Source organism: Streptomyces sp. NPDC088387 (genome assembly GCF_044753385.1).
Classification (GTDB): Bacteria; Actinomycetota; Actinomycetes; order Streptomycetales; family Streptomycetaceae; genus Streptomyces.
This window is the reverse complement of the sequence record NZ_JBIVNC010000004.1, coordinates 18,964-40,825: the sequence shown is the minus strand read 5'-3', so window position 1 is coordinate 40,825 and position 21,862 is coordinate 18,964. Positions and strand designations below refer to the sequence as shown.

General features: G+C 70.4%; 18 protein-coding genes. 12 read left to right on the top strand and 6 right to left on the bottom strand.

The annotated features are described in order from the left end of the window. Positions 1–19: 19 nt before the first annotated feature. Positions 20–766, top strand: a complete 747-nt coding sequence (gene ppgK, locus ACIQAC_RS11690; RefSeq protein WP_402189399.1) for a polyphosphate--glucose phosphotransferase — start codon at positions 20–22, stop codon at positions 764–766. Between the two features lie 70 nt (positions 767–836). Here ppgK and ACIQAC_RS11685 read toward each other — a convergent pair whose 3' ends face one another. Then, positions 837–1,466: a DUF6542 domain-containing protein gene (locus ACIQAC_RS11685; RefSeq protein WP_402189397.1), complete on the bottom strand. Its 630-nt coding sequence runs from the start codon at positions 1,464–1,466 to the stop codon at positions 837–839. 205 nt (positions 1,467–1,671) lie between these two features. Between ACIQAC_RS11685 and ychF the strand changes: the two genes are divergently transcribed. Beyond that, positions 1,672–2,760, top strand: coding sequence for a redox-regulated ATPase YchF (gene ychF, locus ACIQAC_RS11680; RefSeq protein ID WP_402189394.1), 1,089 nt, complete (start codon positions 1,672–1,674; stop codon positions 2,758–2,760). A 161-nt stretch (positions 2,761–2,921) separates the two neighbouring features. Here the strand turns inward: ychF and ACIQAC_RS11675 are convergent, their stop codons facing one another. The 4 genes from ACIQAC_RS11675 to ACIQAC_RS11660 form a co-directional block, all read right to left on the bottom strand. Continuing rightward, positions 2,922–4,226: a hypothetical protein gene (locus ACIQAC_RS11675; protein ID WP_402189392.1), complete on the bottom strand. Its 1,305-nt coding sequence runs from the start codon at positions 4,224–4,226 to the stop codon at positions 2,922–2,924. Next, positions 4,226–6,208: a hypothetical protein gene (locus tag ACIQAC_RS11670; protein WP_402189390.1), complete on the bottom strand. Its 1,983-nt coding sequence runs from the start codon at positions 6,206–6,208 to the stop codon at positions 4,226–4,228. Before ACIQAC_RS11670 ends, ACIQAC_RS11675 begins: the two co-directional genes overlap by 1 nt. Continuing rightward, complete coding sequence (locus tag ACIQAC_RS11665) at positions 6,205–6,999, bottom strand: toll/interleukin-1 receptor domain-containing protein (RefSeq protein WP_402189388.1); 795 nt, start codon at positions 6,997–6,999, stop codon at positions 6,205–6,207. Before ACIQAC_RS11665 ends, ACIQAC_RS11670 begins: the two co-directional genes overlap by 4 nt. A 321-nt stretch (positions 7,000–7,320) precedes the next feature. Next, positions 7,321–8,565 carry a helix-turn-helix domain-containing protein gene (locus ACIQAC_RS11660; protein WP_402189387.1) on the bottom strand — a complete coding sequence of 415 codons (1,245 nt, stop codon included), beginning with the start codon at positions 8,563–8,565 and terminating at the stop codon, positions 7,321–7,323. Positions 8,566–8,899: 334 nt separating this feature from the next. Between ACIQAC_RS11660 and ACIQAC_RS11655 the strand changes: the two genes are divergently transcribed. The 3 genes from ACIQAC_RS11655 to ACIQAC_RS11645 all read left to right on the top strand — a co-directional run bounded on the left by ACIQAC_RS11655 (position 8,900) and on the right by ACIQAC_RS11645 (position 13,774). Further along, positions 8,900–10,318, top strand: a complete 1,419-nt coding sequence (locus ACIQAC_RS11655) for an ATP-binding protein (RefSeq protein WP_402189385.1) — start codon at positions 8,900–8,902, stop codon at positions 10,316–10,318. Positions 10,319–10,475: 157 nt separating this feature from the next. After that, the gene (locus ACIQAC_RS11650; RefSeq protein WP_402189382.1) at positions 10,476–11,300 is read left to right on the top strand and encodes a DUF1206 domain-containing protein; all 825 of its coding nucleotides are present in this window, start codon (positions 10,476–10,478) and stop codon (positions 11,298–11,300) included. Between the two features lie 92 nt (positions 11,301–11,392). Then, positions 11,393–13,774, top strand: coding sequence for an SNF2-related protein (locus ACIQAC_RS11645; protein ID WP_402189380.1), 2,382 nt, complete (start codon positions 11,393–11,395; stop codon positions 13,772–13,774). Here ACIQAC_RS11645 and ACIQAC_RS11640 read toward each other — a convergent pair. Next, positions 13,758–14,669, bottom strand: a complete 912-nt coding sequence (locus ACIQAC_RS11640) for a LysR family transcriptional regulator (protein ID WP_402189378.1) — start codon at positions 14,667–14,669, stop codon at positions 13,758–13,760. The genes ACIQAC_RS11645 and ACIQAC_RS11640 overlap by 17 nt on opposite strands. 115 nt (positions 14,670–14,784) lie before the next feature. On the opposite strand from ACIQAC_RS11640, the gene ACIQAC_RS11635 reads away from it, so the two are divergent. From ACIQAC_RS11635 to ACIQAC_RS11605, 7 genes are all read left to right on the top strand, one after another. Next, positions 14,785–15,615, top strand: coding sequence for an oxidoreductase (locus ACIQAC_RS11635; RefSeq protein ID WP_402189375.1), 831 nt, complete (start codon positions 14,785–14,787; stop codon positions 15,613–15,615). A 344-nt stretch (positions 15,616–15,959) separates the two neighbouring features. Then, the gene (locus tag ACIQAC_RS11630) at positions 15,960–17,543 is read left to right on the top strand and encodes a S8 family peptidase (RefSeq protein ID WP_402189373.1); all 1,584 of its coding nucleotides are present in this window, start codon (positions 15,960–15,962) and stop codon (positions 17,541–17,543) included. Positions 17,544–17,753: 210 nt separating this feature from the next. After that, a complete protein-coding gene (locus tag ACIQAC_RS11625) occupies positions 17,754–18,938 on the top strand; it encodes a DUF4190 domain-containing protein (protein ID WP_402189370.1) in 1,185 nt (394 codons plus the stop codon). 147 nt (positions 18,939–19,085) lie between these two features. Further along, positions 19,086–19,838, top strand: coding sequence for a GntR family transcriptional regulator (locus ACIQAC_RS11620; RefSeq protein WP_402189368.1), 753 nt, complete (start codon positions 19,086–19,088; stop codon positions 19,836–19,838). Positions 19,839–20,207: 369 nt separating this feature from the next. Continuing rightward, a complete protein-coding gene (locus ACIQAC_RS11615; RefSeq protein ID WP_402189366.1) occupies positions 20,208–20,393 on the top strand; it encodes an SPOR domain-containing protein in 186 nt (61 codons plus the stop codon). An 18-nt stretch (positions 20,394–20,411) separates the two neighbouring features. Beyond that, positions 20,412–20,813, top strand: a complete 402-nt coding sequence (locus ACIQAC_RS11610; RefSeq protein WP_402189364.1) for a (deoxy)nucleoside triphosphate pyrophosphohydrolase — start codon at positions 20,412–20,414, stop codon at positions 20,811–20,813. A 450-nt stretch (positions 20,814–21,263) separates the two neighbouring features. After that, positions 21,264–21,671: an ATP-binding protein gene (locus ACIQAC_RS11605; protein ID WP_402190651.1), complete on the top strand. Its 408-nt coding sequence runs from the start codon at positions 21,264–21,266 to the stop codon at positions 21,669–21,671. Positions 21,672–21,862: the final 191 nt, after the last annotated feature.

Below are 21,862 nucleotides of genomic sequence, written 5' to 3'. Positions count from 1 at the left end.
ATCGTCGTAACGTGGAGCCATGCAGATCTTCGGCGTGGACATCGGCGGATCCGGCATCAAGGGCGCCCCTGTGGATCTCGACAGGGGCGACCTGGCCGAGGAGCGCTTCAAGGTGCTCACCCCGCACCCGGCGACGCCCGACGGCGTCGCCGACGGAGTGCGGCAGGTAGTGGAGCACTTCGGCTGGAAAGGCCCGGTCGGGCTGACCTTCCCGGGTGTGGTCACCGGCGGCCACACGGTCCGCACGGCGGCCAACGTGGACAAGAGCTGGATCGACACGGACGCGCGCGCGTTGTTCACCGGCGCGCTCGGCGGACTGCCGACGACGGTGGTGAACGACGCGGACGCGGCGGGCGTCGCCGAGATGGCGTTCGGCGCCGGCCGCGACCGCAGGGGCACGGTCATCCTGCTGACCTTCGGCACCGGCATCGGCAGCGCCGTCTTCGTGGACGGCGCCCTGGTGCCCAACACCGAGCTGGGCCACCTGGAGCTGCACGGCCACGACGCCGAGAAGCGCGCCTCCAGCAAGGCCAAGGAGGACCACGAGCTGACGTGGGAGCACTGGGCGCACCGCGTCCAGAAGTACCTCGCGCACGTGGAGATGCTCTTCTCGCCGGAGCTGTTCATCATCGGCGGCGGCGTCAGCCGCAAGGCGGACAAGTTCCTGCACTTCATCGAGGACATCAAGGCCGAGATAGTGCCGGCCCAGCTCCAGAACAACGCGGGCATCGTGGGCGCGGCGATGCACGCGGCGAAGACCGACTAGCCCCTGCGGAGGGTGGCGTGTCGAGGGGCTGGGCCGGGACCGGAAGTCCCGTCCGGCCCGCGGACACGCCCTAGGCGCCCGGCGCCACCCTCCGCCGGTTCGCCGTGGCCTGCCGGGCCCTGAACCGCAGCTTGCGCACGGTCGCGATGGACCCGGCGACGAGCGTCCCGCCGTAGAGCCAGCCGGCCTGGGTGGCGAGGGCGGTGAACAGCCCCATCAGCCGTGGCCCGATCCCCTCGCCCTCGGCCACCGGCAGCAGCCCGACGGCGAACGCGATGGGCACGACGACGGGCGCGGTCACCAGGTCGCCCGGCCTGACCCACAACGCGGTCAGCGCGCACACCGGCAGGAACAGCACCCCGTACACCGTCAGTGAGCCGCCGAGCAGTAGCCGGTCCAGGAAGGCCAGCACCAGCATCACGGCCGCGCAGAACAGTCCGCCGCCGAGGCCGGTGAGCCGGGGGTTGGGCAGCTGCGGTACCGATGCGGGCGGCGGTCCGGCGGGGCGGCGTACGGCCGCGGGCCTGCGCGCGACCCGCTCGCGGCGGGGGCCGCCGCCCCCGGCCGCCCGGGCCTTGGGAGGCGCGGGGCGCGAGGTGCCGACCGGACGTGCGGGGGCGTCGCGGCCCGCCTGGGGCGGCAGGGGCGGGACGCCGCGGCGCGGTCCGGCTTGGGAAGGACGCGTCCTGTGTTGCTCCACCGCACCAACTTAGGTCGGTTAATGTGCCGAATAGCCCGACAGACACGCCGTTGAGCACAGCTTGGCCATCCGTTCGAACGGGTAGCCGGGGCGGAGCGGGCACCCCGTAGACTGGTGGATCGGCCCGTGGTGTGCCGCCATCGGCCACCGGCCCCACTCCAGGTCTCAAGGTCTCCAGGCCCTCTCACGTACGGGAAGACGCAACGTGTCGCTCACGATCGGAATCGTCGGTCTGCCGAATGTCGGCAAGTCGACCCTGTTCAACGCCCTGACCAAGAACGACGTGCTGGCGGCCAACTACCCGTTCGCCACGATCGAGCCCAACGTCGGTGTGGTCGGCGTCCCCGATCCGCGTCTGGCGAAGCTGGCCGAGATCTTCTCCTCGCAGAAGGTCCTCCCGGCCACGGTCGACTTCGTGGACATCGCGGGCATCGTGCGCGGCGCGTCCGAGGGCGAGGGCCTGGGCAACAAGTTCCTCGCGAACATCCGTGAGTCCGACGCGATCTGCCAGGTCATCCGCGCCTTCAAGGACGAGAACGTCGTCCATGTCGACGGCAAGGTCTCGCCCAAGGACGACATCGAGACGATCAACACCGAGCTGATCCTGGCCGACCTCCAGACCATCGAGAAGGTCCTGCCGCGCCTTCAGAAGGAATCGCGGATCAAGAAGGACATCGCCCCGAAGGTCAAGGCGGTGGAGGAGGCCAAGGAGATCCTCGACCGGGGCGACACCCTCTTCTCGCAGGGCATCCTCCAGGGCAGCGAGCGCGCGGAGCTCCTCCACGACCTGCATCTGCTGACGACGAAGCCCTTCCTCTACGTCTTCAACGTCGACGAGGACGAGCTGGTCGACGAGGGCTTCAAGAACGAGCAGCGCGCCCTGGTCGCCCCCGCCGAGGCGATCTTCCTCAACGCCAAGCTGGAGGCGGACCTCGCCGAGCTGGACGAGGCGGACGCCATGGAACTCCTGGAGTCGGTGGGCGCCGAGGAGCCGGGCCTGACCACCCTCGCCCGAGTCGGCTTCAACACCCTGGGCCTCCAGACCTACCTCACCGCCGGCCCCAAGGAATCCCGAGCCTGGACCATCAAGAAGGGCGCCACGGCCCCCGAGGCGGCCGGCGTCATCCACACGGACTTCCAGAAGGGCTTCATCAAGGCGGAGATCATCTCCTTCGAAGACCTCGTGGAAACCGGCTCGGTGGCCGAGGCCCGAGCCAAGGGCAAGGCCCGCATGGAGGGCAAGGAGTACGTCATGCAGGACGGCGACGTGGTGGAGTTCCGGTTCAACGTGTAGCGGCTGACTCGGCACCACGATCTCGGTCTGACAGCGAATAGCTCGGTCAGAGGCCGACCCCTCGGGGTCGGCCGTCTCGTTTTTCGCCCTGACTCCGAAAACTTTCGCAGAGACCAATCCGCACCTGACGGGAAGCCTCGGAGAGGCGACCGTCCAACGGATCAGTTTCCCTCCTCGTCTCCGGCGTGAGGTGCAGCGGGGCCGTGCGGAGTGTCCCGGAACGGCGGCGGTGCCATATCGGGTTGGCTCGATTTCCACCAGCTTTGGTTTCCCTCATCGGCGCTGCTCTGCGCCGTCCCGGTAGTGAATGTGCCCGTACCCACGTCGGCATCCGGGTCTGAGGTGGTGTCGGTCGAAGACGAGGCTTCTTCGGCTGGTGAGTCCGGCGAGGGGCCCGTGGCGTCCGCCTCGCCGTCTTCGGGTGTTCGGAGGACAGTCCGCCTGATCTCCTCGGCTGCCTCGTCCAGTCCTGCTGCTTCGAGGCTCCGCACCAGACGGTGAACAAAGACCGTGCACTCGTCCATTTCCGGCTTCAGGCCCAACGCCGCCAGCAAGAGGACAAGCCGATCCGAGACCCCTACTTCCTCCTCGCGGTCGAACATTCCTCCTCCCTGGTCATCCCCGTTCCACCGCGAGGCTCCTACGGTCGCTTCGCTCCGCACGCCCAAGGGCGGGACAAGTAGGTGGTGGAAGAGCTCGGGCACCTCCTCGTCGTTGGCCGCTGCCGCGATCTGGGCGAGCGGGCCGATCATGTCGACTGCCTTCTCGATCTCGTTCTCATGTCGGGCGAGCCACCACACCACCGCGCTGCCCGCGCTCTTGAGTACGTCATCACCGAGGTAGCGTCTTTTGTTGCGCTCATGCTGACGCTCGTACTCCCACACCTCTTCGTCCTTGCGGAGATCGTTCAACTTCCGCAGCCGCTCACGGTCTGCCGGGGCGAGAGTCAGCGTCACATCGGCTGCAAGAGCTTTTACCCGCCCGCTTCGGTCAGAGAGCGGGACGCCCAGCTCTCCCTCCAGGACGTACCGCGCGAAGCTCGCCCGGCTGGGGTGTTCGTGGCGGACGACCTCCAAAGCGCGACTGACGATCGAGGACACAGCGAGCGCCGGGGGCGCGTTGTCGGTCCGAACAGGGTGCTCGGGGAGCGGTCTCCACCACACGGTGGCAGAGAAGAGGAAGTCGTAGCCGTCCGATGCGCTTGGCAGTGGCGCATCCACCACCCGCGTCTCCTGGTACGGCTGCTCCGTCGGTGGCGCGGGCGGCTCGGGCTCCCCGGGCTCGTTCGGCGCGGCAGCTGCGCGACCACCACTGAGGACTGTCATCACGAGCAGCAAGGCGCCCGAGATCGTGACCATGGACATGAAGCCCCACTGCCACGCCGACCAGTGCAGGACGCTTCCGAGCACGGCCGGTGCGATGCCGCTGAGAGTGACGAGCAACAGGCTGGGAAAGCGGTGTTTCATCAGGCCTCTTCCATGGTCTGCGGTCCGATGTCGGTCTGCTCCGTGCTCAGCGTGTGGGCGTACTGCGCGTGGTCGATGTACTGCCAGAAGAGAGCGGCCGCAGCCGCCCGGGACGGGTCGTGTGCGGTCCCGACCCAGTCGCAGGCGATGGTGTAGAGGCGGTTGAGGGCGGCGGGGTGGCCACGCGTCGCTCCGACCATCACGTCAAGCGCCAGCTGCCGTGCTTTGTCACTCGCAGCAGCGTTCAGCCAGCTGCTCACCAGCGGTTTCCAGAGCTCCGTGGGCTGCTGGGTGAAGACCGACTCCCATCCCAGGAACAGGTCCGGCCACGGCGCCGGATCCGGAGCCCGGTCACTCCTCAAGAGGTCCGTGAGCAGGCGCAGATGGGGCCTACCGTGGTCCGGCTCTCGCTGGATCCGGTCCCGCAGGCGGTCGATCAGCAGTCGGTAAAGTCGGCGGTCGCGGCCGACAAGGTCGATCAGTGCCTCTCGTGCCTCGCGCGCGGCTTCTCCCTTTCGTACAGCGATGTGATGGAGCCGGACCACCGCCTGTTCCGGGTGCGTCGCACCGAGGCTGTGAAGGCAGGTGGCGGTCAGGACGCGGACAAGGCCGTCCGACAAGGGGCCGGACCTCACACACTCGTACATCTGCCTGCGGAACCACCCTCCGAATCTCTCGTGGCTCAGGCCGAGTTCGAGGGCTGCCATGGCTCTGGGGTCGCAGGACGCCCTGGTCGCGCGGTCGGTCCAGCGGACCACGAGGTCGAAGAGGTGGTCGGGACGTTCCACGGCCAGAGATCGCTCGCCGAAGCGAACAGCGACGTTCACCCGGTCGTCCACGGTCAGACCGCGGAGCTCGGCGGCACGGCCGATCCAGTCCCTGAGGTCGTCGCGCATGCCGGGGAAGTTCGCCCAAAAGTACGTCCGGACCGCGCCGGCGTAAGCCAGTCGCTCGAAGCGGAGCCGTCCGTCCGGGTCTCGCTCGATCCCGAGCGCAGTCAACCGTTCCCCGAAGTCCGTCTGCGCGAGCTCGGTCGACGCCTCTTCCTCGTGGCGTACCGTCCTCATCAGGCAATGCCAGGCTTCGTAAACGGTATCGGCACGGGCCTCCTCGAACACCGCCGTCGTGAGCAGCAGGGCCCGCTCGGGCGTGGTGCGGACCGTGCCCATCTGTCGGCCCACTTCACCGGCACGGTCGGTCATCGCGTGCATTGCCTGGTCGAGCCATACCGGGAAGTCGGCGCCGAACCGGCCGCTGTCGCGAGCGGCCCTCACCAGCCCGGTGAGTCGCACCAGGTCCCGCATGGGGGAGCGGTCACAAAGGCGTTGGAGGCCAGCGCCCTCCAGGTCCGAGGAGCGGAAGGCCATCCGGTTCATGCGGAGATGCCGGGTGACAACGGCGATGCCCCGAGGGCGTCCGAGCGTCACCGTTTGCGGATCCAGTTCCGATGCGCGGACGTGCTGTAGGCCAGACGGCAGGACGACGACCATGTGGGCTCTCGCCTCCTGGACCTGCGACCGGTGCGCTGCCAGACGGCGTTGAGCCTTGTCGTACGCCTCCTCGTCGGTGATCCCGGAGAGGTCGAGAAGGAAGCGATCACCTTCCCCCGGTGCGAGAGAGTTCTCGTCCCTCTCCGTGGCAGGAAGCTCCTCGAACCGGACTTGCTCCTTGTCGGCGTCCCCGCCTTCGCCGAGCTCGTGCAACAGCATGATCGCCGCAGCACGGCGGCCGCTGCCGGACGGGGCCTCCAGCAGTACCACCGATCCAGGCTTCTCCAGGCGGTCGGCGGCGATCCGGTAGCCCATTGGCCGAACGAACCGGTCGGCCAGGCGCAGGCGGTCCTCGCGGACGATCCGCAGGGTCTCGATACCTCTGCGTATCCTCCAATCCCCGTCAACGCCGTAAAAGACGTACTGGGGCGCCGCGCCGTTGTTCACGGGGCCGCGTGGATCGTTGACGGTGACGCGATCCTGCTCGCTCATCGTTCGTCGTCCGCGTTGTGGCCCTCGGGCTCGAAATACTGGTGGACGGTGCCGCTGTTGTCGCCGGCCGTGAACTGCACCCCGGTGTTGTCGCCCTGAAAGTGAGGCGCGTTGTACTGATGCCCCCGGCCGGTGTTCACGGGCCCCTGAGGCTCGTTGACGAAGGTGCCGGACAGGTCTCCGTTGAGATTTCCGATGCCTCCACGCACGCGCTGCTTCACTTCGCGCGCCCGTAACCTGCTGTGCTCATGTTCTTGTGCCGGGTCCTTGCAAGACTTCGCTTCGCTCTGTTCCCGTGCCGCACGAGCATCTCGGTCGCCCGCGCCCAGCTCGGGCAACAGCCGGGCAAGGGAATCGCCGAGCCCTGTCAGGTCCGACTCGGCGTTGCGGTGGTCAAACCGCCTGTACTGGTAGTCCGCCAGCTCCCGAATATCGTCCGGGAGGATGGCACGGTCGATCCGTGTGGCCCTTCCGACGAGCACGGGGATGACGAGGATTCCACGGTTGAGCGCGGTCTGGATTTCACGACGGGTCCAGTCCTGCTGGGATTCGAGGGCGGGCCGGCCGTCGGCACCAAGCACCTCCGCCCACCGTGGGCCGATCACTGCGAGAAGCGCCGCACACTCTGCGACCGCCTTGCCCAGTTCAGCCGGGAAGCGATGTCCCAACTCGATCGAATTGCTTGCGAAGAAGATTCGTTTGTGGCCAAACCGGCGGGCGAGCTCTCGAGCGATCATGGTTGCTACGGATTCCTCGTCGCCTGTGCGGTAGTTGATGAACACCTCGGACATGACGGTCCCTTCGTCAGAGAGATGGAGCACGGGGAGATGTGGACAAAGCGGGACTGCGGATCTGACCCCCGAGGCCCCGGTCCGCCCAGGTCAAGGGGCCCAGACTCGTTGACGGCAGGGCGTGTCCATGGAAGGAGGTACTGGAGGTGCGCCGTAAGGCACGTCACTGGTCGCGGGCATCTCGAAAACAGCGAGGGTGCGGCGAGAGGCGTCGGGCGAAGCTCAGTCGAGGTCCGCCGGAGTTCGTGGGCCCCGGAGAGCCGGAGCAACCTCGTCCGGCGAACGGGGCACCGTGTGCCGGTGCTGTCCGCTGAGCCGCTGTCAGTCGTGCACAGGGGCGAGTACCCGTGCCAGCGCCGGTTGCAGATCGCGGACGGCCCTGCTGCTTCGGAACCGGGTGAGTTCTCGCGCGAGGCGTCGGAGGTCACTGTTGACTGTCGCCGAGGGCACAGCCGGCATCACCCCCAGAAGCTCACTCGCAATCGAGCAAGCGTGCTCGACCTCTCCCGAGGCGGCGTGGGCCAGGGACCTGCGGAAGCCGTACCGGGCGCGGGTGCGCAGCGCGTACAGGGGGAGGCGGCGGCACTCCCGGTCGAGGATCTCGGCGGCGGCCTTGGGGCGACCGAGGTCGTGCAGGCACCAACCGGTCGTCATCGCCGCCGGATCACTCACATGAGTGGTGCCGATCACGGGCTCACTGCCGCTGCTGGTGGTGTCCCTGGCCAGTAGCTCTCGCGCCCTTTCGAGGCTGCGGAGGCAGTCGCGCTCGTTGCCGACGAGCGCGTGTCCTTGCGCCTCCCGCTGAGCCGCGAGTCCCCTGATACGAGGCGGGAGTTCGCTGCCTTGGGCTTGGCGGGCCAGTGCGATGGTGTCCGCCCCGTCCTCGTTGTAGAGCGTGATCAGGGCGCGCCGTACCAACGCGTAAGAACCGAGGTGCGGATCGCCCCCGGCGCGCGCAAGTTCGACGGCCTGGTCGGTCCAGCCGAGCGCCGCACTGCCGTCTCCGGCCTCCTGGGCCATCCAACCGGTGAACTCCGCAAACCGCGACGCGAGCAGGATCGCCGGGGCCCGAGTGGCGGACGGGGCGTCGGCGGCCAGTCCGGCGACTGTGCGTGTCTGCGTCTCCAGAAGAGGAAGCACGGCCTTCGGTGCGGTCGACTGACCGAGCTTTCGCAGCTGGTCGAATTGCGCGCGGAAGGATGAGAGGAGGAGGCCAACAGGAGACAACGCTTGATCGCCGAGTTTCAGGCCAAGGTCGATCAGTGCTCCCGAACCCGCTGCGAGGACTGCTCTGCGTCCGACGAGCCAGATGCTTGGGGGAGTGGGAGTTTCGGCGGCGGCAGAGTCGTTCACGGGTCGGACAGCCAGCTGCTGTAGCTCGCCGTTCGCGCCCAGGAAGGCGTCGCACCGCCTGGCCAGGTCGGGGGATGCAGAACGTTCGCCGCGCTCGACCTTACTGAGGTGTCCTTTGTCGTAGTTGAGAGCCGCGGAGAATTCGGTCAGAGTAAGCCCGGCTTCTTGTCGTAATCGGCGCAATTCCGGGCCAAAACGTACAGGTGTACTCATCGACAACCTCCCCTAAAGCCGACAGTGACAGTTGCGCATTCCCAAGTGGGGAACTTTCGTTCGAAGTTCACTGGGTGACACGAAGGTCGACGGTGAACACTCCGTGTGGTGAAGCCGTCTCGCTCCGCATCCGACAGCGAGTTTGGCATGAGGCGTGCCTCAGAAATCAGAGTTCGGCGGGGTTGCCCGTTGCCTCTTCGGTCGGGTCGGGTCGGGTCGGGTCGGGCCGTGCGGTGTGGTGTCGCTGATCTCTCTCCGCGGTGACTGGCAGAGCGTGATGCTAACGTTTATGTTAGTAACACTGATATTAGTTCGACCGTGGAGGTCGGCTGGCATGGTGGATTTTGTGGGGCGTCGGCACGAGCTGACGACGCTGGAGCGTGAGCTGCGGAAAGTGGCGACGGGGGTGGGCGGGGAGCGCCCCGGTCGGTGCGTGATGTTGCGTGGGCGGCGCCGGGTGGGCAAGTCCCGGCTGGTCGAGCGATTCGCGGAGCGCTCTGGGGCTCCCTTCCTGTTCTACGCGGCGACCGGTGCGTCCCCGCGGGACGAGCTGGCGCGGCTGGCCCGGGACGCCCAGGCGTCGACGCTGCCGTTGGCGCAGTTGGTGGCCGCCGCGCGGCCGGAGACCTGGGACGACGCGTTCGACGTGCTGGCCGCTGCGCTGCCGACCGACCGGGCGAGTGTCCTGGTCATCGACGAGGTGCCGTACCTGATGGACGCGGGCGGCGCCTTCGAGGGGATGTTGCAGCGGGCCTGGGACCGTGTGCTCGAGACCAGGCCGGTGCTGCTCGTCCTCATCGGCTCCGACCTGGCGATGATGGAAGCGCTGAACCACTACGGACGTCCTTTCCACCAACGAGGCCGGGAGATGGTGCTGGGGCCGCTGAACCCTGCCGAGGTGGGGCAGATGCTCGGACTGGCGCCGGCGGAGGCCTTTGATGCCGCGCTGGTCACCGGCGGGCTGCCACTGATCTGCGCGGAGTGGCCGCGAGGCGCGGGGCTGTGGGACTTCCTGGAGGAGGCGTTGAGCGACCCTGTCTCAGCCCTGCTGGTGTCGGCCGAGCGCTCGCTGGCCGCCGAGTTCCCCCCACGGGCTCAGGCGCGCACGGTGCTGGCGGCCATCGGCAGCGGAGAGCGGACCTTCACCAATATCGCCCGCGCGGCCGGCGGGATCGGGGCAACGCCGCTGCAACGAGCGCTGGAGCTGCTCACGGACAAGCGGATCGTGGCGGCGGAACTGCCTGTGTCACTACGCCCCTCGAAGGACCGCCGCTACCGCGTGGCAGACCCCTACCTGCGGTTCTGGCTGCATCTGCTCGGCCCCTCCATGGAGGAGATCGAGCGGGGGCGGGGCGATCTGACCCTGGCACGTATCCGGGAGAACTGGACCAGCTGGCGTGGTCGGGCCGTCGAGCCTCTCGTCCGTGAGGCCCTCGCGCGGATACTTCCCGACGACCGGCTGCCGGCGGCCCCCGCTGTGGGCGGCTACTGGACCCGTACCAACGACGTTGAGATCGACATTGTCGGGGCGGACCGTGCGCCCGTTGCCAAGGAGCTGCTCTTCGTCGGCTCCGTCAAGTGGCTGGAGCAGTCGGTCTTCGGCCGGCACGATCTCGCCGCCCTTCATCGGCACCGGGCCGCCCTCACCGACGAACCCGTTCCGGTGGTGGCGGTCTCGCGCAGCGGCGTCGACAGTCCCGGGCTCGACGCCGCTTACGGTCCGGCAGAGCTGCTGGCGGCATGGGGCGGGTAACTGCCGCGCGGCCCTGATCGGGGTTGTTTGGCGGGGCGTTGGGTGGGAAACCGGGCGGGGTGTCTTCGTGTGGGGGCATGACGGTGGGAGTGGCGAGGGGGCACCTGTCGATGCGTTCCGAATGTGATCTGCACGTATGCGGTGTGAGGTGGGTGGCGTGACTGCGTCCTGGTTGCAGGGGCGGCGTCGGGGCTCCCGGTCCCGTAGCTCCGCCGAGCGGCAGACGCTTTCCGCTGCCGGGCGGGCCGGGTTCTCCGCGCGGGGTGTGGTGTACGTCCTCATCGGTGCGCTGGCCGTCCGGATCGGGCTCGGCAGCGGTGCCGGGTCGGCGGACCGGCAGGGCGCGTTGGCGCAGGTCGCGGCGCAGCCGTTCGGCAAGGCGATGCTGTGGGCGCTGGTTGTCGGGTTCGGCGGCATGGCGTTGTGGCGGGGCGCCCGCGCGATCCGCGGCAAGGGCCGCAAGACGCCCTCGCGGCTGCTCGACGGCGGCCGGGCGGTCTTCTACGCCGCCGTCTGCTGGGCCACCGCCGACTACGCGGCCGGCGGCGGCCAGGGCTCCAGCGGCAACAAGCAGTCGCAGGACTGGACGGAGTCGGCGCTCGGACTGCCGTACGGCCAGGAGCTGGTGGGTGCCGGGGGCTGTCTCCTGATCGGCATCGGTGTGGTGCTCGCCGTGCGGGCGGCCATGCGGCGCTTCCTGCGGCAGCTGGACACCGGCGCGATGAGCCGTCGTACCAAGCAGGTCGTCACCGTGCTCGGCGTCGTCGGAGGGGTGGCACGCGGGGCGGTGTTCGCCGCGGCCGGGATCTTCATCCTGGTGGCCGCCGTCCAGTTCGACCCCGACGAGGCCAAGGGCGTCGACGCGACGCTGCGCAGCTTCACGGAGACCCCGGCCGGACCGGGGCTTCTCGTCGCCGTCGCGATCGGGCTGATCCTCTTCGGTGTCTTCTCCTTCGCCTCGGCCCGCTGGCGCCGGCTCTGAGCAGGCGCCCGCGCTCGCCCGCGCCCGCTCCGGCCCCGTTGTCGGTGGCGGATGGCACCATGCGGGAAGTGGGGCGACGAGAGTGAGGCGGGATGGGGCGCGGGGAGCGGGAGGCGGTCGGGCGGGCGAAGCGGCTGGCCGGGGCGGCCGCACAGGTCGCGCGGGACTACGAGGGTGCCGTGCGCTCCGTGCGCGAGGCCCTGGCGCCGCTCCACGACGAGCTGGCCGAGCAGGAGCTGACCGGTATCCCGGTCTCCCGGCTGCGGGACGTGACCGAGGGTCGGCTGCGCCTCGGCGAGCTGGAGCGGGGCGGTTTCCGGACGGTCCGTGACGTGCTGGACGCCGGGCCCTACCGGCTGCGGCAGGCCCCCGGCGTCGGGCAGCGCACCGCCGACCAGGCCGTCGCGGCGGCCCGCCAGATCGCCGGCGCCGTGCGTGAGACCGTCGCCGTCCGGATCGACGTCGACCGGCCCGAACCACGTACCACCGCCCTGGTCCGCGCGTTGTCCGTGCTCGTCGAGGCCGGACCGCAGGCCCGCCGCGCCGCCGACGCCGGTACGGCCCTCACCGCCCGCCTCGAACCACTGCTGGCCCGCGCCCAGCCCGCCCTCGGCCGGCTGCGGATGCTGCTCGCGGGCAGGGAAGGACGCGAGCACGCCCTGGAGGCCGTGGCCGAGATACGGCGCCTCACCGAAGAGGCCGCGCGCGACCAGCTGCCCCAGTCCTTCGCGCAGGCCTCCGTGGATCTGCTGCGCGCCCCGGACAGCGACATCGCCGCCTGGGTCGACTTCGAGCTGCGCTCCGCCGAGTACTACAGCCTGCTCGCGGAGGTCTCCGGGCGCGGGCCGGACACCGCGGCCGCCGAGGGGTTCCTCCCCGACGACGTGGCCGGACGGGTCCGCGAGCAGCGGCTCGACGACGGCCACGTCCGCGTCTCCCTGCGCGGGTACCAGGCTTTCGGGGCCCGGTTCGCCCTCGCGCAGCGCCGGGTCGTGCTCGGCGACGAGATGGGACTCGGCAAGACCGTGCAGGCCATCGCCGCCCTCGGCCATCTCGCCGCCGAGGGCCAGAGCCACTTCATGGTCGTCTGCCCGGCGAGCGTGCTGATCAACTGGACCCGCGAGATCGAGGCCCGCAGCACCCTGCGGCCGATGCCGCTGCACGGGCCGCAGAAGGAGGAGGCGTTCGCCGACTGGAAGGGGCGCGGCGGCGTCGCCATCACCACCTTCGACGCACTGCGCGGCTTCCCGACTCCCGGCGGCGGCGAGATCGGCATGCTCGTCGTCGACGAGGCGCACTACGTGAAGAACCCGGAGACCCGGCGCGCGGCGGCCGTCACCGCCTGGGCGGAGGCCTGCGACCGGGTGCTGTTCCTGAGCGGCACCCCCATGGAGAACCGGGTGGCCGAATTCCGCAACCTGGTACGGATCCTGCGGCCCGAGCTCGCCGACTCCGTGGACGGCCTCGACTCGGTCGCCGGCTCCAAGGCCTTCCGCCGGGCGGTCGCCCCGGTCTACCTGCGCCGCAACCAGCAGGACGTGCTCACCGAACTCCCCGTGCTCCAGCACACCGACGAGTGGGAGGAGCTGAGCCGCGCCGACGCACTGGCCTACCGCGAGGCGGTCCGCGCGGGGAACTTCATGGCGATGCGCCGGGCCGCGTACGAACGGCCGGAGCAGTCCGCCAAGTTGGGGCGACTGCGGGAGCTGGTCGCCGAGGCCGCCGAGAGCGGACTGAAGGTCGTGGTCTTCTCGGCGTTCCGGCGGGTGCTCGACGTGGTGGAGGACGCGCTCGGCGACGGGCCCCTCTTCGGTCCGATCACCGGCGGTGTGCCGCCCGCGCGGCGCCAGCAGCTCGTCGACGACTTCTCCGCGGCGCCCGGTCACGCCGTGCTGCTCGCGCAGATCGAGGCCGGCGGGGTCGGCCTCAACATGCAGGCCGCGTCCGTGGTGATCCTCTGCGAGCCGCAGCTCAAGCCGACCATCGAGCACCAGGCGGTGGCCCGCGCCCACCGGATGGGCCAGGTCCGCCCGGTCCAGGTGCACCGCCTGCTCGCCACGGGCGGCGTGGACGAACGGATGGTCCGTCTCCTGGAGAACAAGACCCGGCTCTTCGACGCCTACGCCCGCCGCAGCTCCGTCGCCGAGTCGACCCCGGACGCGGTCGACATCTCGGACGTGTCCCTGGCCCGCCGCATCGTCGAGGAGGAACAGGCCCGGCTGGGGGAGCGAGACGGCCACCCACCAAGAGCGCAGGATGCCGGGCGCGCACTGCCGGAGACCACCTCCACCGGCACCGGTGCCGGCACCGGCACCGACACGGGCCTCGCTACCCCCGCCGACATGGGCTCCGGCGCCCCCGCCGACACCGGCCCCGGCGCCCCCGCCGACACCGGCCCCGGCGCCCCCGCCAACACCGGCCCCGGCGCCCCCGACGCCCCTCCCACCCCCACCGACATCAAGCCCTCCCCGTAACCCTCCGGCACGCCTCCGCGTACCCCCGCACCAGCGCCCGGCGCCCGTCCTCCCGGCGCCACGCCAGGGCGTACCGGCTGGGGCTGATGCCCGTCACCGGGCGGGTGACGACACCGCCGTCCAGGGTGATCAGCGGCGCGTTGCCCGCGGCGACGAGGCAGATCCCGAGGCCGGCGACCAGCGCCTCGTACGTCTCCTCCGTACTCGCGATCTCCGCGCCGATGCGCGGCGGTTCGGCGCGCGCGTCCAGGGCGAGCCAGTAGTCGCGCAGCCGGCCCGCGCTGCGCGGCAGGGCGAGGAACGGCTCGCCGGCCAGGTCGGCGAAGTCGACCTCGGTGCGCGCGGCGAGCGGATGGGCGTCGGGGAGGGCGACCAGCCGGGGCTCCTCGGCGACGACGGTCCAGCCGTAGCGGTCCTGCTCGGGCAGCGGCAGCCAGACGAACGCCACGTCCGTGTCGCCGTCCGCGAGCCCGGCGGTGGGATCGTCCCAGCTGATCTGCCGCAGCCGTACCGTCGCCTCGGTGTGCTCGGCGGTGAAGCGGGAGCGGATCGCGGGGAGCAGCCCGCCGCGGCCCGGACTGGTGCTCATCCCCACGACCAGCGTGCTGCGCTGGGTCGCGCGCGCCTCCTCGACCGCCGCCGCGCCCCGGTCCCAGGCGTCCAGTACCTGCCGGGCGTGCGGGAGCAGCGCGGCGCCGGCCGCGGTCAGGGTCACGCCCTGCGTGTCACGCCGGAACAGCGTCACCCCCAGCTGCCGTTCCAGGGCGCGGATCTGCTTGCTCAGCGCGGGCTGGGAGACATACATCCGTTCGGCGGCACGGGTGAAGTGCAGTTCTTCGGCGACCGCGAGGAAGTAGCGCAGGTCGCGGCCGTGTACGTCCGGTGTCATAGCCATCGGTTATCACGCTAGATCTTGGACCTGCGTCCTTGCCATGGGCAGTCTGGACAACGAAGACGGACAGCGGACGGACAAGGGGCGCCGGCGGACGGCGACGGGTGAGGAGAACTCCATGAACAAGGTGTGGTTCGTGACAGGCGCGAGCAGCGGTTTCGGCCGGGAGATCACGGAGGCGGCGCTCGCCGACGGTGACGTGGTGATCGGCGCCGCACGGCGGGCCGAGGCGCTGGACGACCTGGTGGCGGCGCACCCCGACCAGATGGAGGCGATCACCCTCGACGTGACCGACACCCAGGCCGCCGAGGAGGCCGTACGGGACGTCGTGATCCGCCACGGCCGGATCGACGTGCTGGTCAACAACGCGGGCCGGACCCATGTCGGCGCCTTCGAGGAGACCACCGACGACGAACTGCGGGACCTGTTCGACCTGCATGTCTTCGGCCCGGCGACGCTGGTGCGCACGGTGCTGCCGTACATGCGCGACCGCCGCTCGGGCGCGATCGTGCAGATGAGCAGCGTGGGCGGCCAGATGTCGATGGCCGGCTTCGCGGCGTACAGCGGGACGAAGTTCGCGCTGGAGGGGATGTCCGAGGCGCTCGCGGACGAGGTGCGGGAGTTCGGGATCAAGGTCCTGATCGTCGAGCCCGGCGCCTTCCGCACCTCGCTGTTCCGGGGCGGTGTGGCCGGCGCGAGCGAGGACAGCGGTGTCTACCCGAAGGTGAGCCAGACCCGGGAGTACGTCACCGGCGGCCACGGCACCCAGCCCGGTGACCCGGCGAAGGCGGCGGCCATGGTGCTGACCGCGCTGGAGGCCCCGGAGACGCCGCTGCGGCTGCCGCTGGGCGACGACGCGGTGACGACCGTGCTCGACCACGCCGATCACCTCCGCGCCGAGGTCATGGCCTGGGAGAAGCAGACCCGCGACACGGCCCTGGACGACTGAGACCACACCGCGCGGATCGGCCGGACCACACCGCAAGGATCGGCCGGACCACACCGCGCGAGTCGGCCGAATCGCACCGTACACACTGGCTGAACAGCACCGCACGCCTCGGCCGGGGACACACCGTCCCCGGCCGACGGCATGTCATGTCCGCTGTATGGCGCAGTTGTTACGTCTGCGCAGGACCCTTGTGGATTTCCTGTGGAGGCAGCAATCTTTCGGCTGACGCACAGGTGCGGCCCTCGGATTGACATGAACCTGTCGTCCGCGGTCCATGGCGGGCTGTCCAGGCCCGCCGCACCACCCCCACGCCAGCGCACCACCTATTGAGGAGGACCCCTCAGATGGCAGTGATGCGTACTCCCCACAGCACCACCCGGCGAAGACTGACGGCGATCAGCGCGTTCGCCTCGGCGGCCCTGGCCGCCGGTCTCGTCTCCGCCCTCCCGGCCGGCGCGGCACCCGCGGCCGAGGGGCGGATCCAGTACGAGGGCGCGGCGAACGCCGTCGCCAACAGCTTCGTCGTGACACTCAAGGCGGACCGGGCCCGCTCGGACTCCGCCGCGGGCAAGGCGATCGCCGAGAAGTACGGCGCCAGCATCGAGCGCACGTACAAGAAGGCGCTGAACGGCTACGCCGTCGAGGCCACCGAGGCCGAGGCCAAGCGGCTCGCCGCCGACCCGGCCGTCGCCTCCGTCGTCCAGGACCGCACCTTCACCATCGAGACGACCCAGCCCAACCCGCCCTCCTGGGGCCTGGACCGCATCGACCAGCGCAACCTCCCGCTGAACCAGTCGTACACCTACCCGGACCACGGCGGGCAGGGCGTCACCGCGTACGTCATCGACACCGGCGTCCGGATCACCCACAGCGACTTCGGCGGCCGTGCGCGGTACGGCTACGACGCCGTCGACAACGACAACACCGCTCAGGACGGCCACGGCCACGGCACCCATGTCGCCGGCACGGTCGCCGGCACCGCCCACGGCGTCGCCAAGCGGGCCTCCGTCGTCGGCGTCCGCGTCCTGAACAACTCGGGATCCGGTACGACCGCCCAGGTCGTCGCCGGTATCGACTGGGTCGCCCAGAACGCGGTCAAGCCGGCCGTCGCCAACATGTCGCTGGGCGGCGGCGCCGACAACGCGATCGACACCGCCGTACGCAACGCCATCGCCTCCGGTGTCACCTTCGCCGTCGCGGCGGGCAACGAGAGCACCAACGCCTCCACCCGGTCGCCCGCGCGCGTGACCGAGGCGATCACGGTCGGCGCGACCACGTCGACCGACGCCAAGGCGAGCTACTCCAACTTCGGCACGGTCCTCGACCTGTTCGCGCCGGGCTCCTCGATCACCTCCGCGTGGAACACCAGTGACAGCGCCACCAACACCATCAACGGCACGTCGATGGCGACCCCGCACGTCGCGGGCGCGGCGGCGCTCTACCTGGCCGACAACCCGACGGCCACGCCCGCCCAGGTCTCTACGGCGCTGACGACGGCGGCCACACCCAACGTCGTCACGAGCCCCGGCACCGGCTCACCGAACCGGCTGCTGTACGTCGGCGGCGGCACCACCAACCCGCCGGGACCGCGGTTCGAGAACACCGCCGACTACGCGATCAACGACAACGCCACGGCCGAGTCCCCGGTGACGGTCTCCGGAGTCAGCGGCAACGCGCCCGCCTCGCTGGCGGTCCAGGTGAACATCGTCCACACCTACATCGGCGACCTCCAGGTCCAGCTGGTCGCGCCGGACGGTACGGCATACACCCTCAAGGCCTATGGCACCGGCGGCAGTTCGGACAACATCAACACCACCTACGCCGTGAACGCCTCCTCGGAGACGGCCAACGGCACCTGGCGGCTGCGGGTCAGTGACAACGCGGCGGCCGACGTCGGGCGGATCGACGCCTGGGCGTTGCAGTTCTGACGTACTCACGCTCCCGGGGCCCCTGGTCCGGCCGGCCCGGCCGGACCAGGGGCCCCGCCCGAATTGCCGTGTTCCTCACCGGTGTTCCGCCCCGGCTCGTGTGCCGCGTACGATGCACCGGCCCACAGGTCCGCCGACCGGCCCGGCCGGACGTCCGCCGCGGCCCGTCCGAGGCACCGTCCAGTCGCCCGAGCCAGGAGCACGGCACCCGTGTCCATACCCCCGCCGCCCTCAGACCCGCAGCCGCAGGATCCGTTCGCGCCGCCCCCGGATCCGCAGCGGCACCCGCAGGGTCCGTTCGCGCCGCCCGGCACCTACGGCCAACAGCCCTGGATGCCGTACGCGCCCCGGACGCCGGGCGTCAACGCGCTCGCCGTGACCGCGCTGATCCTCGGCATCCTGTGTCTGCTGCCCGCCGTCGGGCTGGTGTTCGGCCTGATCGCGCTGTGGCAGATCCGCCGCAGGGGCGAGCGCGGCAAGGGCATGGCGATCACCGGCGCCGCCCTGTCCACCGTGGGCCTGCTGCTGTGGACGGCGTTCTTCACCACGGGCGCGGCCTCGGACTTCTGGGACGGCGTCGAGGAGGGTGTGCGCGAGGAGGCCGTGATGTCGGTCGCCGAGGGCAAGTGCTTCGACACCCTGTCCGGCTCCCTGGAGGGCATGGCCTACGACGTCGAAGAGGTGCCGTGCGCGGGCCGGCACGACGGCGAGGTGTTCGCCACCATCACCCTGCCCGGCGGCGGTTACCCCGGTGAGGACCATCTCGTCGAGGTGGCCGACGAGCAGTGCTACGACCGCCAGGACGAGTACGTCATCGACACCTGGGCCGTACCGGGCGACGCGGACGTCTACTACTTCTACCCGACCCGCGAGAGCTGGCGGTTCGGGGACCGGGAGATCACCTGCGTCTTCGGCAACACGGACGCGAGCGCCTCGCTGACCGGGTCGCTGCGCGCCGACGAGACCACACTCGACAACGACCAGCTGGTGTACCTGGAGGCCGACCGGGTGCTGACCGCGGCGCTGGAGTCCGTGCCCCTGGAGGAGTACGTCGAGGACGATCTGCCGGGTCACAAGGTGTGGGCGGAGCGCGTCACGGCGGCCCTCAACCAGGAGATCGGGTCGCTCGACCGGCACACCTGGTCCGCCGACGCACAGAAGCCGGTGGCGACGCTGGTCACGGATCTGCGCAGGGCGAAGAAGGAGTGGTCGAAGGCGGCCGCCGCCGAGGACGCCGACACCTTCTACGTCCACATGGACAAGGGCTACGAACTCACCGACCCCGAGCGCACGGTCCCCGCGCGCGAGGCCCTGGGTCTGGCCACGGTCCCGCCGGAGCTCTACGAGGAGGACGGCGGCGATGTCGCCGAGGAGGCCGGCGACGCGCAGGTGTGAGCCCGGCCATAGCGGGGAGAAAGTGCCTGCGTAAACAGCACCCCGGCCCTATGTCATCACATCGAGTGATTCTCTGGCCTTTGCTTGCATGGCACAACCCACGGTTGCCAGGCTGTTGCTGTCTGTACAACCTGATGGGAGTGGCCAGTGACATTCGGTGAGCAGCCGGCGTATCTGCGTGTCGCGGGTGATCTCCGCAAGAAGATCGCCGACGGCCTGCTCCCACCCCACACCCGCCTGCCGTCCCAGGCCCGCATCCGCGAGGAGTACGGCGTCTCGGACACGGTGGCGCTGGAGGCGCGCAAGGTCCTGATGGCCGAGGGCCTGGTCGAGGGCCGCTCCGGCTCCGGGACGTACGTCCGTGAGCGCCCCGTGCCCCGCAGCATCGCCCGCTCCGGCTACCGCTCGGGCAACGGCGCCACTCCCTTCCGGCAGGAGCAGGCCGACGCCGGGACGCGCGGCACCTGGGAGTCCAACAGTGTGCAGGCCGAGTCGAGCGGCGCGATCGCCGAGCGGCTCGGGATCCAGGCCGGGGAACGCGTGATGTGCACCAAGTACGTGTTCCGGGAGGCCGGTGAGGCGATGATGCTCTCCACCTCCTGGGAGCCGCTCGCCGTCACCGGCCGCAGCCCCGTGATGCTGCCCGAGGAGGGCCCGCTCGGCGGCATGGGCGTCGTCGAGCGGATGGCCGCCATCGACGTCGTGGTGGACAACGTCACCGAGGAGGTCGGCGCCCGGCCCGGACTCGCGGAGGAACTGCTGGCGCTGGGCGGGGTCCCCGGTCATGTGGTGATCGTCGTGCAGCGCACGTTCTACGCGTCGGGGCGTGCGGTCGAGACGGCGGACGTGGTGATCCCCGCCGACCGCTATCGCGTCGCGTACCACCTGCCCGTCAAATAGCGCGCTCCCCATGAGGTAGTGCGCTCCCCGTGTGCCAGCGCACGCCGTCCCGCAAGTGCCTCTCCGGCGCCCGCCCGCCGGGGGTGCTTTGTGTGCCGCCCGGAACCGGCCGTTCTCGCAGGTCGCCGAGGTGGGTGCCGGCGGCCTGGTGAATGGGTGCGCGGAGGCACGCGGACGGCGCGTTCGGCACCGTGCGCCCCCTGAGTGCTGGCTGGTTGCGTACCTCTTTGTGAAAAGCCGTATTCGCTCCGTGAAGGTAAGGCGTAGGCTCGGGCATATGCGGATTGCGGTTTCCTTGTCGGGCGGGGAGCGACCGAGGGCGCGGACGGGAAGCGGGCGCGCCGGGGTGGGAAGGAGCGGTGGGGGGCGATGAACGACAGCGCGGTCACACTTCCGTGGCTCGTCGTACGGCAGGACGACAACGGCAACCGCTACCGCGTGGGGCGGTACGCCACCCGTGACGAGGCCGAGAAGATCGCGGACAGCCTCGACGACCGTGGACACAAGCAGCTGTACTTCGTCGAGTGCGTGGGCCCGAGCGACGGGCCGGAGTGAGCCCGTAGGCTCCGGCGCATGACGGAACGGATCGTGGTGGTGGGGGCCGCCCTGTTCGACGGCGACCGGCTGCTGGCCGCGCGCCGCAGTGGGCCGCCGGCGCTGGCCGGGCTCTGGGAGCTGCCCGGGGGGAAGGTCGAGCCCGGGGAGGCGCCGGAGGGGGCGCTTGTGCGGGAGCTTCGGGAGGAGCTCGGGGTGTCGGCGGAGGTCGTGGGGCGGGTGCCGGGGGAGTGGGTGCTGGCGGCGCCGTATGTCCTGTGGGTGTGGACGGCTCGGCTGCTGCCGGGGTCGCCCGAACCGAAGGCGCTGGACGCGCACGACGAGGTGCGGTGGCTGGACCCGGGGACGTGGTCCGACATCCCCTGGGTCCCGGCAGACGTCCCCGCGGTACGGGCAGTCGCCCGGCACGGGACGCCCTGAGCCGTTGCCCTGCGTCCGGCCTGAGCGGAGCCGCTGACGCAGCCCGGAGCGACGGGTGCGCCGCCGCGCCCACCCGTGCCGCCCCAGGCGGCACGCATGCCCGCGGCTACGCGGGTTCAGGGGCGCGGGGAACTGCGCGAGCGGCCACGACGGGCCCGCGGTCGAACGACGCTTTTCAGGGGCGCGGGGAACTGCGCGAGGGGCGGCGACGGGCCCGCGGCCGGACGACGCTTTTCTGGGGCGCGGGGAACTGCGCGAGGGGCGGCGACGGGCCCGCGGCCGGACGACGCTTTTCAGGGGCGCGGGGAACTGCGCGATCAGCCCTCGCCGGGCCGCGCCGGATGAACTGCCGTCCGCCGTCTGTGTCGCACCGCGGTACTCGTGGCTTGATATCGGGTATGTGGCCATTAACCCCATGAAAACGGGCATGGGCGGGCCGTGGTCTGGGAAGTGATCGGCGTGATCGACACCGAAGGCGCCCGCGCCGAGTGGACGTTCCCCGCGGACCCCGGCGCCGTCCGCACCGCCCGCTCCACCGTCCGCGCCCAGCTCCACCGCTGGAGCCTGGACAGCCTCAGCGACATCACCGCACTGCTGGTCAGCGAACTCGTCACCAACGCCCTGCGGCACGCGACCGGCCCCATCGGCGTCCGCCTCGTCCGCTCGCCGGAACTCCCGGGCCTGCTCCTCGTCGAGGTCTCCGACCCGCTCCCCGACCCACCCCGCGAACGGATTGCCGAACCCGAGGACGAAAGCGGACGAGGTCTGCAACTGGTGGCCTCATCCGCCCACCGCTGGGGTACCCGCCCCGGCGAGACCGGCAAGACCGTGTGGTTCGAACTGGCGGTACCGGGGTGAAAGGGGTGTACAGGCGAGGCATCGTTGTCCGGCGACTGGTTCAGGCCACTGGCGGTTGTCGAAGGGCGTGATTCGATGACGTGTCCGCTGGTTAGAAGACTGGAAGTGTTCTCGCAGCACGGGCCGAAAACCACCCGGACCGTGCTGTGATCGTGAACACCGTGTTGTGCGGCCCCGTAGTGCTGGATACT